This is a genomic window from Mesorhizobium sp. M1D.F.Ca.ET.043.01.1.1 (assembly GCF_003952385.1).
GTDB lineage: Bacteria > Pseudomonadota > Alphaproteobacteria > Rhizobiales > Rhizobiaceae > Mesorhizobium.
The window spans coordinates 4,313,594-4,330,036 of the sequence record NZ_CP034444.1 but is presented as its reverse complement, the minus strand read 5'-3'; the positions used below and the strand labels follow the sequence as shown (position 1 = coordinate 4,330,036).

The 16,443-nt window shown below is 65.2% G+C and carries 17 protein-coding genes; 10 read left to right on the top strand and 7 right to left on the bottom strand.

Annotated elements, in window-relative coordinates:
- The first annotated feature begins 25 nt into the window (after positions 1-25).
- From EJ067_RS20975 to EJ067_RS20965, 3 genes are all read left to right on the top strand, one after another.
- Positions 26-280, top strand: a complete 255-nt coding sequence (locus tag EJ067_RS20975; RefSeq protein WP_126087169.1) for a hypothetical protein — start codon at positions 26-28, stop codon at positions 278-280.
- A gap of 80 nt (positions 281-360) precedes the next feature.
- Positions 361-858 (top strand): 5-(carboxyamino)imidazole ribonucleotide mutase, encoded by a 498-nt coding sequence (gene purE, locus EJ067_RS20970; RefSeq protein ID WP_126087168.1) that lies wholly within the window; start codon positions 361-363, stop codon positions 856-858.
- On the top strand, positions 855-1,931 hold the full coding sequence (locus EJ067_RS20965) for a 5-(carboxyamino)imidazole ribonucleotide synthase (protein ID WP_126087167.1): 1,077 nt from the start codon (positions 855-857) through the stop codon (positions 1,929-1,931). Before purE ends, EJ067_RS20965 begins: the two co-directional genes overlap by 4 nt.
- A 6-nt stretch (positions 1,932-1,937) precedes the next feature.
- On the opposite strand, the gene EJ067_RS20960 is transcribed toward EJ067_RS20965, so the two are convergent.
- A complete protein-coding gene (locus EJ067_RS20960) occupies positions 1,938-2,360 on the bottom strand; it encodes a lysozyme inhibitor LprI family protein (protein WP_126087166.1) in 423 nt (140 codons plus the stop codon).
- A gap of 245 nt (positions 2,361-2,605) precedes the next feature.
- On the opposite strand from EJ067_RS20960, the gene ykgO reads away from it, so the two are divergent.
- The 3 genes from ykgO to EJ067_RS20945 all read left to right on the top strand — a co-directional run bounded on the left by ykgO (position 2,606) and on the right by EJ067_RS20945 (position 4,670).
- Entirely contained in the window at positions 2,606-2,731 is a 126-nt protein-coding gene (gene ykgO, locus EJ067_RS20955; protein WP_040974291.1) for a type B 50S ribosomal protein L36, read from the top strand.
- Between the two features lie 156 nt (positions 2,732-2,887).
- Positions 2,888-3,508 carry a hypothetical protein gene (locus tag EJ067_RS20950; protein WP_126087165.1) on the top strand — a complete coding sequence of 207 codons (621 nt, stop codon included), beginning with the start codon at positions 2,888-2,890 and terminating at the stop codon, positions 3,506-3,508.
- Between the two features lie 94 nt (positions 3,509-3,602).
- Complete coding sequence (locus EJ067_RS20945; protein WP_126087164.1) at positions 3,603-4,670, top strand: alpha/beta hydrolase; 1,068 nt, start codon at positions 3,603-3,605, stop codon at positions 4,668-4,670.
- A gap of 50 nt (positions 4,671-4,720) precedes the next feature.
- On the opposite strand, the gene pyk is transcribed toward EJ067_RS20945, so the two are convergent.
- Both pyk and EJ067_RS20935 read right to left on the bottom strand, forming a co-directional pair.
- Positions 4,721-6,148 (bottom strand): pyruvate kinase, encoded by a 1,428-nt coding sequence (gene pyk / locus EJ067_RS20940; protein WP_126087163.1) that lies wholly within the window; start codon positions 6,146-6,148, stop codon positions 4,721-4,723.
- A complete protein-coding gene (locus tag EJ067_RS20935; protein WP_126089678.1) occupies positions 6,145-6,633 on the bottom strand; it encodes a DUF1036 domain-containing protein in 489 nt (162 codons plus the stop codon). The genes pyk and EJ067_RS20935 overlap by 4 nt, the downstream gene beginning before the upstream one ends.
- Before the next feature lie 349 nt (positions 6,634-6,982).
- On the opposite strand from EJ067_RS20935, the gene EJ067_RS20930 reads away from it, so the two are divergent.
- From EJ067_RS20930 to EJ067_RS20920, 3 genes are all read left to right on the top strand, one after another.
- Positions 6,983-7,780 (top strand): N-formylglutamate amidohydrolase, encoded by a 798-nt coding sequence (locus EJ067_RS20930; RefSeq protein WP_126087162.1) that lies wholly within the window; start codon positions 6,983-6,985, stop codon positions 7,778-7,780.
- Between the two features lie 27 nt (positions 7,781-7,807).
- A complete protein-coding gene (locus tag EJ067_RS20925; protein WP_126087161.1) occupies positions 7,808-8,116 on the top strand; it encodes a DUF1244 domain-containing protein in 309 nt (102 codons plus the stop codon).
- Positions 8,117-8,298: 182 nt separating this feature from the next.
- The gene (locus tag EJ067_RS20920) at positions 8,299-9,492 is read left to right on the top strand and encodes an MFS transporter (protein ID WP_126087160.1); all 1,194 of its coding nucleotides are present in this window, start codon (positions 8,299-8,301) and stop codon (positions 9,490-9,492) included.
- 78 nt (positions 9,493-9,570) lie between these two features.
- On the opposite strand, the gene EJ067_RS20915 is transcribed toward EJ067_RS20920, so the two are convergent.
- On the bottom strand, positions 9,571-10,464 hold the full coding sequence (locus EJ067_RS20915) for a LysR family transcriptional regulator (RefSeq protein WP_126087159.1): 894 nt from the start codon (positions 10,462-10,464) through the stop codon (positions 9,571-9,573).
- Between the two features lie 96 nt (positions 10,465-10,560).
- Between EJ067_RS20915 and EJ067_RS20910 the strand changes: the two genes are divergently transcribed.
- A complete protein-coding gene (locus EJ067_RS20910) occupies positions 10,561-11,517 on the top strand; it encodes an SDR family oxidoreductase (RefSeq protein WP_126087158.1) in 957 nt (318 codons plus the stop codon).
- Here EJ067_RS20910 and EJ067_RS20905 read toward each other — a convergent pair whose 3' ends face one another.
- The 3 genes from EJ067_RS20905 to EJ067_RS20895 all read right to left on the bottom strand — a co-directional run bounded on the left by EJ067_RS20905 (position 11,518) and on the right by EJ067_RS20895 (position 16,197).
- Positions 11,518-11,676: a DUF3309 family protein gene (locus tag EJ067_RS20905; RefSeq protein WP_126087157.1), complete on the bottom strand. Its 159-nt coding sequence runs from the start codon at positions 11,674-11,676 to the stop codon at positions 11,518-11,520.
- A gap of 98 nt (positions 11,677-11,774) precedes the next feature.
- Positions 11,775-14,945 (bottom strand): efflux RND transporter permease subunit, encoded by a 3,171-nt coding sequence (locus EJ067_RS20900; protein WP_126087156.1) that lies wholly within the window; start codon positions 14,943-14,945, stop codon positions 11,775-11,777.
- Positions 14,946-15,024: 79 nt separating this feature from the next.
- The gene (locus EJ067_RS20895; protein ID WP_126087155.1) at positions 15,025-16,197 is read right to left on the bottom strand and encodes an efflux RND transporter periplasmic adaptor subunit; all 1,173 of its coding nucleotides are present in this window, start codon (positions 16,195-16,197) and stop codon (positions 15,025-15,027) included.
- Positions 16,198-16,443: the final 246 nt, after the last annotated feature.

Sequence of the window (16,443 nt, the reverse complement as noted above, 5' to 3'; positions counted from 1 at the left end):
GCGGCCCTTACAAAAAGCGACTAGGATGAGCACTGTATTCAAAACGATCTATCGAGATGATCGGCTTGCACGGGCCAATATCGTCAGATTTGAAGTAGGTGACGCTTCTTATTTCACATTCCATGAGGACGCTTGGTACGAGGGCAAACACGGCCTCAACGAGAGATATGCTTATTGGGCGCCTTCCGAAAACGGCTTCGGAGGAGGATTTTACGAAACCGCTGAGGCGGCTGAGAGTGAATGCCGTGCGACTATCCCGTGGCTCAGAAATTCAAACTGAGACACTGCCAAATCGCCGCAATCCTTGCGGCTTTTGGCGAATTCCGCTAAGGCGCGCCTTTGCCGCCGCGGAGCCACACCTTGACCGACCAGAGTGCCGACGTCGCCATCATCATGGGCAGCCAGTCCGACTGGGCGACGATGCGCCAGGCGGCGGAAACGCTGGACGCGCTGGGCATCCCGCACAGAAGGCTGATCGTCTCGGCGCACCGCACGCCCGACCGCCTCTATGACTTCGCCAAGGGCGCCAAGGCGGCCGGCTACAAGGTGATCATCGCCGGCGCTGGCGGCGCGGCGCATTTGCCCGGCATGACGGCGGCAATGACGCCGCTCCCCGTCTTCGGCGTGCCGGTCGAATCCAAGACGCTGTCCGGCCAGGATTCGCTACTTTCCATCGTGCAGATGCCGGCCGGCATTCCGGTCGGCACTTTAGCCATCGGCAAGGCCGGGGCCGCCAATGCGGCGCTTCTCGCCGCAGCGGTGCTGGCGCTCAACGATGAAAAGCTCGCCGCCCGGCTCGACGCCTGGCGCGCCGCCCAGACGGCCAAGGTCGCCAGCGAGCCGGCGGATACGCCGTGAGCCTGGCTCCGGGATCGACCATCGGCATCATCGGCGGCGGCCAGCTCGGCCGCATGCTGGCGATGGCCGCCGCCCGCCTCGGCTATCGCACCATCGTGCTGGAACCGCAGCCCGATTGCCCGGCGGCACAGGTCGCCAACCGGCAGATCGTCGCCGCCTATGACGATGCCACGGCGCTCGCTGAGCTGGCCGGCGCCAGCGCCGTCGTCACCTACGAATTCGAGAACGTTCCGGTTCAAGCGGCCGAAACGCTCGCCGCGCGCGTTCCGGTCCATCCGCCGGCCCGCGCGCTCGAAGTCGCGCAGGATCGCGTCACCGAGAAGAGTTTCCTGAACGGCATCGGCATTCCGACGGCGCAGTTCTGCCCCGTCGATGATGACGACCAGCTGACTGTGGCGCTGAAGAAGTTCAGCGGCAGCGGCGTCTTGAAGACGCGCCGCCTGGGCTATGACGGCAAGGGCCAGCGCGTCTTCCGCAACATGGAAAGCGGCGGCTTTGCCGGCACCTGCGAGGCGATGGGCAATGTGCCGCTTATCCTCGAATCGCTGGTCGCCTTCGAGCGCGAGATTTCGGTGATCGCCGCGCGGGCACAGGACGGTTCGACGGCCGCCTACGATCCGGCCGAGAACGTCCACCGCGAAGGCATTCTGCGAACTTCGACCCTGCCTGCCGCCATTGGATCCGATACGGCCGAGGCAGCCAAGGATGCGGCTGCAAAAATCCTCGCCGCGCTCGACTATGTCGGCGTCATCGGCGTCGAGTTCTTCGTCCTCGCCGACGGCTCGCTGCTGGCCAACGAGCTGGCGCCGCGCGTCCACAATTCCGGCCACTGGACCGAGGCCGCAGCAACCGTCTCGCAGTTCGAGCAGCATATCCGCGCCGTCGCCGGCCTGCCGCTGGGCTCAGCGGCCCGCCATTGCGACTGCGTCATGGAAAACCTGGTTGGCGACGACATGCTGAAGGTCCCGGCGCTGCTCGCCGAGCCCGACCTGATGCTGCATCTCTACGGCAAGGCGGAGTCCCGCCCCGGCCGCAAGATGGGCCATTTCACCCGGATTCTTCGGCGGGGCTAATCCCGTCTACTGCATATCCTGGTCTTCGTCCTCGTCCGGGCTGGCGCAACTCGGGTCGCCGTCCCGACAGTTTGGCCCGGAGGTGATCTGCTTGGTGCGCTCGTTAGTGAGCTCCGTCAGGCATTGCGAAACCTCCATCGGATGGATGGAGCCGCCCTCGCTGTCGGCGGTCGAATAGGCGCATTCGGCGTCCCGGAAGGCGATCCAGGCGCGTTGCGCCGTCTGCAGCAGCTTGTTGGCGTTCTCGTCATTGCCGCCGACGATATCCTTGTAGGCGGCGTTGAGCTTGGCATCCGCCGCTTCATAGTCGGTGTTGGCGCAAATCGTCATCATCGACTGGCTGTCGTCGTTGCGGTCGCATTCTTGTCCCCAGGCTGCCGGGGCGGTTGCCAGGAGGACGAGGCTGGCTGGCAGGAAGAGACGGCGCATGCTGGATCTCCAATCGCTTTGCGTCGGGGCAGCATCCCAGCAGCTCCCGAGTCGCGCAATGCGCCGCGATCCGGATGGCGAATATTTGATGAGCGCGCCAGTTGAGGGTATCAGAGTTGCGCGCTTGCGGTTGACACGGGCAAGGCTCCTCGTTTATGAGCCACGCAAGTTCAAAGGCGCGCTTTTTTCGGGCGCGCCTTTAAAATTCGGCCCGGGACCGGGCCCCCGACCGAACAGGCAAGACCATGAAGATCAAGAATTCGCTCAAGGCGCTCAAGGCGCGTCACCGCGACAACCGGCTGGTTCGCCGCAAGGGACGCATCTACATCATCAACAAGACCGCTCCGCGCTACAAGGCGCGCCAGGGCTGAGACCTGCGCGCGGCTTGATGCATGTCGCCCAGAACCGGGTTCTGGGCAACGACATGCACAAAGAGGCCGCGCCGAGCTGATGTCGATTGCCGGTTCGCCGGCCCTCTCACGCTAAAATCATTTTGACGATCCGCCGTCCGGCGTTAGATTCCGGCGATGCGGATTCTTTTTGCATTCTTCACCGGCGTTCTCCTGGCATGTGCTGCCTCGCCTGCGTCGGCCGAGGATCAGGCCGCGCAGCCGTCCGCCGCCCCACCGCCGCCGGCCATCACGCTGCCGCCCGTTGCTTCGACCAGGCAGGGGCGCCTCGACCAGCTCTTTGGCGATCTCAAACGCGAGCGCAACGAAAAGGCCGCCGAACGCATCGCCGGCCGCATCTGGAACGAGTGGAACCAGTCCGGCAGCGCCTCAATCGACCTGATGATGCAATGGGCGCAAAAAGCGACGGAAGACCAGAAATTCGACGTCGCGCTCGACTTCCTCGACCAGGTCGTGACCTTGCAGCCCGACTATGCCGAAGGCTGGAATCGCCGCGCCACCGTGCATTTCCTGATGAAGAATTACGGGAAGTCGATGTCGGACATCGACCATACGCTGCATCTCGAACCCCGCCATTTCGGCGCGCTTTCCGGCTTGGCGCAGATCATGACCGAAACCGGCCACAAGCAGTCGGCGCTGGAAGCCTGGCAGAAAGTGCTCGCCATCTATCCGATGATGCGCAGCGCCCAGGACCAGGTATCGGCGCTTTCGGAAGAACTGGCCGGCGAAGGCATTTGATTCTTTAGGGGAGTAGGGAATAAGGCAGTAGGGAAAAGAGCACACCCGCCGCCTACCGCCCTACTCCCCTACTCCCCTGCTGCCCCACTCCCCTATGAATCTCATCTGCGCCGCGCTCCTCTTCCTTACCGCACTCGTCTTCGCCCTCGCCGGCGTCACCCGCACCGGTGCCTGGCTGGTCGAGCGCCGCAACCCTCCGGTCGGCCAATTCGCCGACATTGACGGCGCCCGTATCCACTACGTTCACATTCCAGCCGCCCCAGCCGCCGACCTGCCGCCGGTCGTCTTCATCCATGGCGCCAGCGCCAATCTGAAGGACCAGATGCTGCCGCTGCAGCCCCTGCTCGAAGGCCGCGCCGAGTTGCTCTTCCTCGACCGGCCGGGTTTCGGCTGGTCGGAGCGCGGGGCGGGCAACAACGAAACGCTTGCCGCGCAGGCCGACACCATCGCCGCGCTGATGGATCGCCTCGGCATCGCCGGAGCCGTCATCGTCGGCCACTCCTTCGGCGGCGCGGTCACCACCGCCTTTGCTCGAAAACACCCGGAAAAGACGCTCGGCCTCGTCTTCCTGGCGCCCGTCAGCCATCCCTGGCCGGGCGGCGCGACGGCCTGGTACTACAAGCTGACCGCCATGCCCGTGGTCGGCTGGCTGTTTTCCGAGACGATTGCCTATCCGGCGGGCATGCTGCAGATCGGCGACGCGACGGCCTGCGTCTTTTCGCCTAACAATGCACCGCAGGACTACATCGAAAAAGCCGCGATCCCCTTGGTGTTGAGGCCGCGGGCGTTCCGCGCCAACGCCCGCGATGTGGCCCAGTTATATGACTATGTGCGCGCGGCCTCGCCCGGGTACCGTGAACTCAAGGTGCCGACGGTCGTCATTTCGGGCGATCGCGACAAGGTGGTCTACGCGACGATCCATTCGATCGGCCTGGAGCGCGACGTTTCCGGCGCCGAATTGGTCTGGGTCCGCAACCTCGGCCACAAACCGGACTGGGTCGCGCCCGATCTCGTCGTCGGCGCCATCGAAAAGGTCGCGGGCAAGGACATCGATCTGCAGGCTATGGCCGGCATGGTAGAGGAGCGGATTGCCGACGACACGCAAGGCGCCGGCAGATGCCCCGAGCTCAAGGTTCCGGACGTGGAACTCGCGCCGGGCTAAACGCAGGAAGCCGCGACTTGCAGGCCGGCCTCACCTGAATATCGGCATACCTAATGCGTTTCCGACCCGACATAGGCAATCCGCAGCATGTTGGTCGAGCCGGGTGTCCTGAGCGGCACGCCGGCCGTGATGATGATCCGGTCGCCCGGCTTGCCGAAACCTTCGTCGAGCGCGATGCGGCAGGCCCGGTCGACCATGTCGTCTAGGTCGATGGCGTCCTCCGAGACCACGCAATGCGTGCCCCACAAGAGCGACAGCCGCCGCGCCGTGTTGACGATCGGCGACAGCGCCACGATCGGCACCTGCGGCCGCTCGCGCGCGGCGCGCAGCCCAGTGGTGCCGGAGGCGGTGTAGGTGATGATCGCCGACAGTTTCAGCGTCTCGGCGATCTCACGGGCGGCAAGCGAAATCGCGTCCGCTCCGGTCGCTTCCGGCTCCGAGCGCTGGGCGTTGATGATGCCGGCATAGGTCGGGTCGGTTTCGACCTTGGTGGCGATGCGGTTCATCATGGCGACAGCCTCGACCGGATAGGCGCCGGCGGCGGATTCGGCGGAAAGCATGATCGCGTCCGCGCCCTCGAACACGGCGATCGATACGTCCGATACCTCGGCACGGGTCGGCACGGGCGCGGTGATCATCGATTCCAGCATCTGGGTGGCGATCACCACCGGCTTGCCGGCGCGGCGCGCGGCGCGTGTGATCTGCTTCTGGATGCCGGGCACGGCTTCCAGCGGCATCTCGACGCCGAGATCGCCGCGCGCGACCATCAACGCGTCGGACAGCTCGATGATCTCGGCCAGACGGGCGACTGCCTGCGGCTTTTCGATCTTGGCCATGATCAGGGCCCGGCCGCGCGCGATCTTGCGCGCTTCGGCCAGATCCTCCGGCCGCTGCACGAATGACAGCGCCACCCAGTCGACGCTTGCCGCAAGCACCGCGTCGAGATCGGCGCGGTCCTTCTCGGTCAGCGCCCCGACCGGCAGGTCGGTGTCGGGCAGGCTGACGCCCTTCTTGTCGGAAATGCCGGTGCCGGCGACGACCGTGCAGGTGATCGACTTGCCGTCGCTCCTCAGAGCCTTGAGCTCCAGCTTGCCGTCGTCGATCAGGAGACGGTGACCGGCCTCGACCGAGCTCAGGATTTCAGGATGCGGCAGGTAGACACGGCTGGACGTGCCGGGCTCCGGATTGTCATCGAGCGTGAAGGTCTGGCCGACGGTCAGCGCTTCCTTGCCATTGGCGAACTTGCCAACCCTGAGCTTCGGCCCCTGCAGGTCGGCCAGGATGCCGATCGGCCGGCCGACGGCGGCCTCGACGGCGCGGATGCGGCCGACCAGCGTGCGCATCAGCTCGTGGTCGGTATGGCTCATGTTGATGCGGAAGACGTCGGCGCCCGCCTCGAAGAGCTTCTTCAGCATCTCCTCGGACGAGGAAGCCGGACCGATGGTGGCGAGGATCTTGACCTTGCGATTGCGTCTCATTGACTGTTCGTTCCCGGGGCGGGGGTCGCTGGCGCGCCTCCCGTTGCGGGCTCGTCGGTCAGCTGGACCATCCAGCTTGCCTGCTCGCCCGTGTCATATTCCTGAAATCCGGCGCGCTGGAAGCCCCGGGCGACGCAATCATTCACGCCGGCGATCTTGAACTCTTTTTCGGCGACGCACATGTTGATCGGGCCGTCCCAACGCCCGCCGCGCTCGGCGTCTTCTGCATAAAGATAGTAAAACCTTGATGACAGCGGTCCCTCGATCAGCGTCTTGCAGGTCGATCCTTCGATATGCCACCAGCCTTCGGTGATCCAGCCGGCCTTGGCGCGATAGCCGATGCCGACGCCGACCAGGTTCTGCGTCGCGTTGCAGACGCGGAAGTCGGCGCGCGCCGGCGAGGTCGCGCAAAGCGCGCCGAGAACCGCGCCAAAGATCAGGAGCGGCAGGGTCAGGCGCTTGCGCGGCCTGCCGGCGAAACCCATCCCAAATCCCTTCGCGAACCACATCTGCATCTCTCGAAGCCCTTTTCAGCAAACTCCGGGCGCATGTCAACGCGCCGTTTTGTTCAATTCCAATCGATTTAGAAAGGCTCGCGCATGACCCCGAAGATCGGAATCGATTTCCGGAAAGGATCATGCGCTAAAATCAAAGTGCTACAGCGTCCTTTGCGTGTCCAAGAGGACGCGCGGCGCTGCAGGCGTGCGGTCAGTCGTCCCATTCGGGATTTTTTGCAGAAACCGTGGCCAAACAACGGCATTGCGCCTCAGTCCTCTTCGTGGAATGACGATAACACCCTGCCCGAACGCCAGCGAACAGACCCGTTTTCAGCCGATGACCCGATCCACAGCTTTCGCGCCTTTCGACATCGTCGAGGGCGACCGCAAGAAAGGCATCGTGCTTCTGGCCGATCATGCCCGCCGCGACCTGCCGGAAGAGTATGGCAGCCTCGGCCTGCCGGCGGCGGAGTTCGAGCGCCACATCGCCTATGACATCGGCGTCGAGACGGTCACCCGCGAGCTGGCGGCGGCGCTCGACGCGCCGGCCCTGCTTGCCGGCTTCTCCCGGCTTCTGATCGACCCCAACCGCGGCGAGGACGACCCAACGCTGATCCGCCAGCTCTATGACGGCACCATCGTGCCGGGAAACTATCCCATGGCCGAAGACGAGCGGGAGAAGCGCCTCGACCGCTTCTACCGGCCCTATCACGACGCCGTCGGGGCGATGATTTCCTCGGTGGCGCACGCTTCCGGGAAAGCGCCCTTCATCTTCTCGGTGCACTCCTTCACCCCGCGCATGCAAGGCTTCATCCGCCCCTGGCATGTCGGCATCCTGTGGGACCGCGACGACCGCGTGGCGCGGCCGCTGATCGACATGCTGGCCGCCGACAAGGCGCTCGTCGTCGGCGACAACGAACCCTATGACGGCGCGCTGCGCGGCGACACCATGTTCCGCCACGCCATCGTCAACGGTTACGCCCATGCGCTGATCGAGATCCGCCAGGACCTGATCGCCGACCGCGCCGGCGCTCTCGCATGGGCGGAACGGCTGGCCCCGATCGTTGACGCCATCGACCGCCGTGCCGATATACACCAGGTGAAGATGTTCGGCTCGCGCACAGGGCCGGTGTGAAAAGGCCGTCAGGCCAGGATCTACGAAATGACCGAACTCAGCGACGAACAGAAACGCGATTTCGAGGCCGCCGCTTTCCGCCGGCTGGTCGATCACCTGCGCGAGCGCGGCGACGTCCAGAATATCGACCTCATGAACCTCGCCGGCTTCTGCCGCAACTGCCTGTCGAACTGGTATCGCGAGGCAGCCGAGGCCGACGGCGTCGCGCTCTCCAAGGATGAATCGCGCGAGATCATCTACGGCATGCCCTATGCCGAGTGGCAGGCGCTCAACCAGACGGAGGCGTCGGACGCCAAGAAGGCCGAGTTCGAGGCGAAGCGGCCGAAGGATCATTGAATTAGCAGCGCGGTGCACGGGATTTGACCCCGGCGGGACAGAGGGGGGCGCTAAGGATCACTACAGATCTTATTCCGTCGCCGCCCTTCGACTTGGCCCACACGCTTTCGCGGCCAGGCGCTTGACCCCAAATTGAATCGATCTAATTTGCCGCCCAAACCATTTCGCGTAGCGGACAGACCATGAGCGCGCAGACAACAATGCATGCCGCGACGCGCGGCCGCTGGGCCGTTGCCGGCATCTTCCTCGCCAATGGCTTCCTCACCGGCAGCTGGGCGCCGCAGATCCCGGTGTTCCTCACCAGGCTGGACATCTCGAAATTCACGCTCGGCCTGCTGATCCTTTTGTTCGGCGTCGGCGCGGTGATGGCGATGACCTGGTGCGGCCATCTCATCTCCAGGCACGGCTCGCGCGCCGTGCTGCGCTGGTTCGGCCTTTGCGGCAGTTTCGGCCTGCTGGTCGTGGCGCTCGCGCCCAATGTGCCGCTCGCGGCAATCGCCATGCTCATCTTCGGCGGATCGATCGGCGGTATGGACGTCGCCATGAACTCCAATGCCGTGGTCGTCGAACGGCGGCTGTCGCGGGCGATCATGTCGTCCTCGCATGGCTTCTGGAGCCTGGGCGGCTTCGCCGGCGGCGCGTTGGGCGGCTACACCATCCAGACCTGCGGCTACCTGGCGCATGCGATCGTCGTGACGGCGATCGCCTTCGCTCTGATCGCTTTCGCGATCGGCTATTTGATCGCCGAGGACAGGCCGCAGGCCGCCGAGCATCGGAAGTTCACGCTGCCGCGGCGCACGATCGTCTATCTGGTCGGGCTGATGGCGCTGCTCACCATGGTTTCCGAGGGCGCGGTGCTCGACTGGGCGGCGCTCTATCTCCAACAGGAGCTCGGCGCCGACCTTGCGATTGCCGGCCTTGCCTATGCTGCCTTCTCAGGTGTCATGGCGATGATGCGTTTCCTGGGCGACGGCGTGCGCAACCGCTTCGGCGCGGTGGCGACGCTGCGCGGCTCGGCGCTTGTCGCCGCCGCCGGCATGCTCGTGGCCGGCCTCTCGCCTTCGCCTTATCTCGCCATTGCCGCATTCGCCTTCTGCGGCTTCGGCATCGCCAACATGGTGCCGATCCTGTTCTCGGCCGGCGGCAACCAGGAAGGCATGTCGTCGGGCACCGGCATGAGCGTGGTCACCACGATGGGCTATTCCGGCATCCTGGTGGCGCCGTCGGCGATCGGCTTCGTCGCGGAGCACTCGAGCTTCGGCCCGATCTTCATCGCGCTTTCCGGCCTGCTGGTCATCGTGCTGTTGATGGCGAGCCTCGCTCAGCGGGCCGAATTCGCCGCTGAGCCGGATGGATTTCAGGTCGGATCGACCTGAAATCCATCCGGCTCTAGGATCAGAGAAATAGAGCATGATGTCGTCCGAAAACCGCTTCACACTTTTCGGCATCATGCTCTAGCCGGCGCCGGCCGAATAGCGCTTCAGCTCTTCATGCAGGAAATCCGCCACCCGGCGGATGCGCATGCTGGTGCGCACATCGCGATGCATGGCAAGCCACACCGGTAGCACGGGCAAGGGAACCTCCGGCAAAAGCTTCTCCAGGTCCGGATCGCGGTTCGCAAGCGGCTCCTGGCCGATGCCGATGCCGTTTCCTGCCCGCAGCGCTTGCCAAAGCACGATCTGGTTGTCGGTCCTGAAGCGGAAGTCGGCGCGGCCGACCGCGATGCCAAAAGCGGTGAAGCCGCGAATGATCTCGTCGCTGCGGTCGAACCCGACCAGGGCATGGTCGGCGAGGTCGGCGGGCTTTTGCGGGCGGCCGTGCCGGTCGAGATAGGATTTCGCCGCGCACAGGCAAAGCGCGATGTCGGTGATCTTGCGCGCCACCAGTTCGTTCTGCGCCGGCCTGACCATGCGGATGGCGATGTCGGCGTCGCGGCGCAAAAGGTTCTCGACCTGGTTCGAGGCGACGATCTCGACCTCTATGCCCGGCTCCTCCTCGCCGAGACGCGCCGTCATTTCGGGCAGCACGCAGGCCGCGACCACCTCCGAGGCGGCAATGCGCACCGTGCCCTCGATCGCCTCGACCGATCCCAGCGCCAGCAGCGAGAAGGCGTTGGCCTGCTCGCTGACCGCCCGCCCGCGCTCATGGAGCGCGCCGCCGGCTTCGGTGAGCTCATAGCCGCGCCGCCCGCGCCGGAACAGCGTGACGCCCATCGCCTGCTCCAGCTCGGCGATGTGGCGGCCGAGCGTCGGCTGGCTGGCCTCCAGCCTGCGGGCAGCGGCCGAAAGGCTGCCGGTCTCCGCGACCGCGACGAAGCTCTTGATCAGGTTCCAGTCGAATTCTGCCATTCATTCTTGAATATCAGATCGCCAATCCTAGTCAATTTTCATTCATTGATGGAGGCATCAGATTAGCGGGGCAAACGCAAGCAACGGAGACGACAAATGACCAAGATCGCAGTTCTGGGCGCCAATGGCCGGCTCGGCCGCATGGTCGCCAAGGCCTTCATCGACGCCGGCTTCGACGTCCGCGCCGTCACCCGCAGCGGCAAGGTGCCGGCCGAGCTCAAGGGCGCTATCGCCGTCGCCGGCGACGCGCTGGACCGCCAGTCGCTGATCCGCGCGACGGAAGCCGTCGACATTGTCTTCAACGGCCTGAACCCGATCTACACCGATTGGGGCAAGTGCCTGCCGATGGCCGAGAACGTCATGGCCGCCTGCCGCGCCAACAACGCGCTGCATCTCTTCCCCGGCACCGTCTACAATTACGGCTCGCCGATGCCGCAGCTGATCGCCGAGGACACGCCTTTCCATCCGACGACCGAGAAGGGCCGGATCCGGTGCGCCATGGAAGAGCTGTTCCGCCGCGAGGCCGATGCCGGCCGCGTGCGTACCATCCTCCTGCGCGCCGGCGACTTCTTCGGCGGCACCGGCAGCGGCGGCTGGTTCGACCTCGTCGTCGCCGCCAAGATGAAGAAGGGCGTCTACACCGCACCCGGCCCGGCGGACCTCACGCATGAATGGGCCTATCTGCCCGATTTTGCTGTGGCTTTCGTCGGACTGGCGCGCAATCTCGACAAGCTCGGCTTCTATGAGGCCCTGAATTTCCCAGGCCACGCCATCACCGACCTCGACATCAAGGCCGCGGCCGAGAAGGCGCTGGCACGCAGGCTCAAACTTTCCTTCATGCCCTGGTGGGTGCTGCGCGCCGGCAGCCCGTTCGTGGCCATGTGGCGCGAGATCGTCTCGATGTCCTATCTGCGCTTCCAGCCGCACCGTTTGGTCTCGGCGCGGCTGCAAGAGGTCATCGGCGAAATCCCGCACACCCCACTCGACCAAGCGGTGGCGGAAGCCATGCAGGATATCGGCATTGGCGCCGCGACTTCGCGCGAGGCCGCCTGATCAGATCCGTCCCAACAGCAACATGATCAGCAGAATGACCAGGATTACGCCGACGATCCCCGACGGCCCGTAGCCCCAGGCGCGCGAATGCGGCCATGCCGGCACGGCGCCGATTAGGATCAGGATCAGGATTATTACGAGAAGTGTGCCGATCGTCATGAAAATGCCCTCGCCGGTTGGTTGAACCTCAAGGGAACAATGCAAAAAGCCGCCCGGTTGTTCCCGGGCGGCTTTTTGCGTTTGGATTTCGAAAACCCCTATTCCGCGGCCTTCGGGAAGGCGATCGCCGGCTCGGTGCCGGGCTCGGTCGCCGGTTGATCGGCCGACATCTTGCCGCGACGGAACAGGCGGCCGAACCAGCCGCGCCGCGCGCCAGGCTTCACCTTGGCGCGGGTGAACACCATCAGCATCGACGGCGTCACCACCAACGTCAGCAAGGTGGCGAAGGACAGGCCGAAGACGATCGCCGAGGACAGCGAGATCCACCATTGCGTCGACGGCGCGTTGATCGTCGTCTCGTGATGGAAGATCTCCAGGCCAAGGCCGAAGGCGATCGGCAGCACGCCGAGGATGGCCGAGACCGCCGTCAGCACCACCGGCCGGGCGCGTTCGCGGCAGGTCTGCAGCACCGCGTCCATCTTGTCCCAGCCCTCCTCGCGCAACCGGTCATAGGTGTCGATGAGCACGATGTTGTTGTTCACCACCACGCCGGCGAGCGCGATGACGCCGATGCCCGACATGACGATGCCAAAGGCCTCGCCGGTCAGAAGCAGCCCCAGGAACACGCCGATCGTCGCCATGACCACGCAGGACAGAACAAGCCACACGCTGGTGAACTTGTTGAACTGCGCCAGGAGCACCAGGAAGATCAGGAAGATCGCGGCACCGAAGGCCTTGCTCAGGAAGGCGCTGGCCTCGGCGCTGTCCTCGTTGGAGCCGGCGAGCTTCCAGCGGATGCCGCTGCCGAGATCCATGTCGGCGACGGCCTGAGTGACTTGCTGCTGCACCGCCGCCACCTGCGCGCCGGCGCTGACATTGGCTTGCACCACCACTGTGCGCGCGCCGTCGATGCGGTTGAGGATGCCGACCGTCGGCTCCGGCTTCCTGACGACGAAGTTCGAGATCGGCACCGACCCTTGCGAGGTCTGCACCCGGAGCTCGTCGAGCGTCGACAGCGTGCGCCGGTCTTCCGGCAGGCGCAGGCGGATGTCGACGGCGTCGTCGGCGCCGGCCGGCCGGTATTCCGACAGCTTGAGGCCGTTCGTGACCAGTTGCACCACCGTGCCGACCGAGGTCGGGCTGATGCCGTATTGCGCCGCCTTGGCGCGGTCGACCTCGAGCGCCCAGTCGACGCCGGGCGGCGGCAGGCCGTCCGAAATATCGATGACGTTGGGTATCTTGGCGATGCGCGCGGCGACGGTGCGCGCCTTGTCGTCGAGCCCGGCCGGGTCGGCGGCCGAAAGCCTGATCTGGATCGGCTTGCCGGTCGGTGGACCGGCCTCCGGCACGCGTACTTCGACATCGACGCCGGGAATGCCGGCCATGACACCACGCAGATCGTCGAGGATCTGGTTGGCCGACTTGCGCTCGCGCCAATCGACGAATTCATACTGGATCACGCCGACGACATCTTCCGGGACGTCCTGGCCGCCGCCTTGGGTCTTGCCGACGCGCGTGTAGACCGATTTCACGCCGGGCCAGCCGAGCAGGCGGCTTTCCGCCGTCTTGGTGGCGGCGTCCATTTCGGCCAGCGAAAGATTGCCGCGGGCATGCACGTAGAGCAGGCCGTAGTCCGGCTCGACGCTGGGGAAGAACTCGACTCCGGCGCCGTATTTCGAATAGGCGAAGCCGACGCCGACCAGCAGGCAGACCGTGAGCAGGATGACGGTGATCGGAAAGCGCACCGCCTGCTTGACCAAGGCCATGTACCAGCCGTCGCGATTGCCCTCTTCGTGATGCGCCGGCGCCTTGGCGAAGATGGCGCCGAGCGTCGGCGCGAAGACCAGCGCATAGAGCATCGAGGCCGACAGCGTCACGATCAGCGTGATCGGCATGTACTTCATGAAGTCGCCGATGATGCCGGGCCAGAACAGCAGCGGCGAGAACGCGGCGATGCGCGTCATCGTCGCCGCGATGACCGGGCCGGCCATGCGCTTGGCGGCCAGCGCGAAGGCGTCCGCCTTCGGCATGCCCTCGCTCATGCGCCGCTCGGCGAATTCGGTGACGATGATGGCGTCGTCGACCAGCATGCCGACCGCCAGGATGAGGCTGAACAGCACGATCATGTTGATCGTGTAGCCCATCATGGCGAGCAGCAGGATGCCGATCAGGAAGGATGACGGGATGGCGAGGCCGATCAGCAGCGAGGCCCGTCCCGACAGCGCGTAGAGGATGACGATGAACACCAGGATGACCGCGATCATCACGTGGTTCTGCAGGTCGCCGAGCAGCTGGTTGACGAAGACCGACTTGTCCTGCGTGTAGGTGACATGCATGCCCTCGGGCATGGTCTTGATGAAATTGTCCGACACCTCCCTGACATGGGTCAGCGTGTCGATCAGGTTGGCCCCGATGCGCTTCTTGACCTCGATGGCGATCGCCGGCTTGCCGTCGAGGCGGGTCACCGTCTCGGCATCCTTGAAGGTCGAGCGCACGGTGGCGACGTCCTTGGCCTGCACCACGGCATTGGGCGTGGCGACGACCGGCAGGTTGGCGACGTCCTCCGGCGTCTCGATCAGCGACGGCACCTTGACGGCGTATTTGCCTTCGGAGCCTTCGAGATTGCCGGCCGCGACCAGGCTGTTGGAGGCGCCGACGCCCTGGATCACCTGGTCGAGCTGCAGCCCGTAGGAGGAGAGCTTGACCGGATCGATGACGACTTCGACCAGATCGTCGCGCGCGCCCTGAAGCGAGCCTTCCAGCACGCCCGGCACCTCCTCGATGCGGTCGCGCAGCTCGCGCGCGGCGGACGTCAGCACGCGCTCCGGCACGTCGCCGGAAAGGGTGACGACCAGGACCGGAAATTCCGAGACGTTGACCTCGTTGACGGTCGGCTCCTCGGCCGCCTGCGGCAGGTCGGCCTTGGCGTCTTGCACCTTGCTGCGCGTATCCTGCAGCGCCGTCGCCAGATTGGTCTGCGGCTGGAACTCGACCAGCACGTAGCCGCCACCCTGGAAGGCGGCCGAGCGCATCTCCTTGAGCCCCTTGAGGCTCTTGAGCTTGCTTTCCATCGGCCTCAGCAGCAGGCGCTCGGAGTCCTCCGGCGAGATGCCCTGGTAGATCAGGCTGACATACATCATCGGAATCGGAACGTCGGGTTCCGCTTCCTTCGGCGTCGATTGATAGGCGACCCAGCCCGCGGCGAGCAGGAACATCAGCGCCGATATCGTGAGGCGGGCGTTGTGGATGGCGAGTCTGACGATGTCCATGACTTATGCCTGCTGTTTTCCTGGAAGCCGCGACATTGGCCGGCGGCGCCGGGCGACCCGACGCGCCAGGACGATCGCGCTACTGCGTGCCGGCCGTGGCTTCGCTGATCAGCTTGTTGATGGTCGCCTGGTCGGCCTCGACGGGCTTCACCAGATCGCCTTCCTTCACCAGCTCCTGGCCGGCGACGATGATGCGCGCATCCTGCGGGATGCCGCCCAGCACCAGGCCATGCGGCGTGTCGTCGACGAGGTCGATCGGGAAGAACGCCACCTTGTCGTCCTTGCCGACGGCGCGGATGCCGAGATCTCCCTTGTCGCCGAGCGTCACCACCGAACGCGGCAGCATGACCGCGTCGGTCGGCTCGGCGCTGAGCGTGATCTCGGCCGTCATGCCGGCGGGGATGGAGCCGTCGCCATTGGGGATCGCCACCTCGACGCGGAAGGTGCGGGTCTGCGAGGAGGCATCGCGGCTGATGTAGCGCACCGTGCCGGTGACCTTCTGGTCGTTGACCAGGCGCACATTGGCCTCGTCGCCGATCTTGATGTAGCGCAGGTCGCGCTCGCTGATCTCGCCGCGCGCGATCACCGGATCGAGCTTGAGGATGGTCGCCACCTCGCCGCCCTGCATCACCGAGCTGCCGAGCTCGACCGGCACGCGGTCGATGACGCCGTCGAACGGCGCCTTTACTTCATTGCGGTCCAGTTCGGCCTGTGCCGTCTCCAGCATCGACTGCGCCGCCGTCAGGTTCGAGCGGGCGGTGTCGAGCTGTAGCTTGGGCAGGTTGCCGGTCTTCATCAGCCGCAGCGCCGCGTCGAGTTCGGCCTGGCGCTGCACGAGGAGCTGCCTGGCGTTGTCGACATTGGAGATCTTCTCCTCCGCGGCGAGCATCAGCACCAGGTCGCCAGTCTTGACGTGATCACCCTGCTTGACCGGCAGCTTGTCGATGACGCCGGCGACGCGGGTGGCGAGCACCGCGCGCTTGTCGGCCTCGGTCAGGCCCGAGATCCGTATCGCCCGCGCGAAGGTCTTGCGCGGCGGCGTCACCACCGCGACGGTGCGCAATGCCGCCTTCGGCTCGGCCTCCGCCGTCTTCGGCTTCTCGGTCCCGGATTGCGCGGCCTTGCCCGCTTCTCCTGCCTTCTGGTGGTCGGCGGCGCTGCCCACGGACGAGAACTCGCCCGTTGCCATCCAGGCAGCGAATCCGATGAGCACGGCAATGGCTGCAAGCTTGTGAAACCTGATTTTCGGCATCGTCGTTTTTCCGTTGCTGGCCTGGCGGGGTCGGCGTATCCGATCCCGGGCGCGCGGCCGATATGGGTGCGCGCAAAGCCATGTTCAATTTGCCGTGATCGGCGAAGCGCGCTTCTACCGCAAAGTTGCGGTGCAATATAGTCAGAAACTTTGATGGATTATTGCGCCGCGGCGCTTGGCGCGCCGGTTTTTTTCATTTTTTTACATGCGCCACTGCCCGGCTTTTCTCAATCGGGGCGGTTTTTC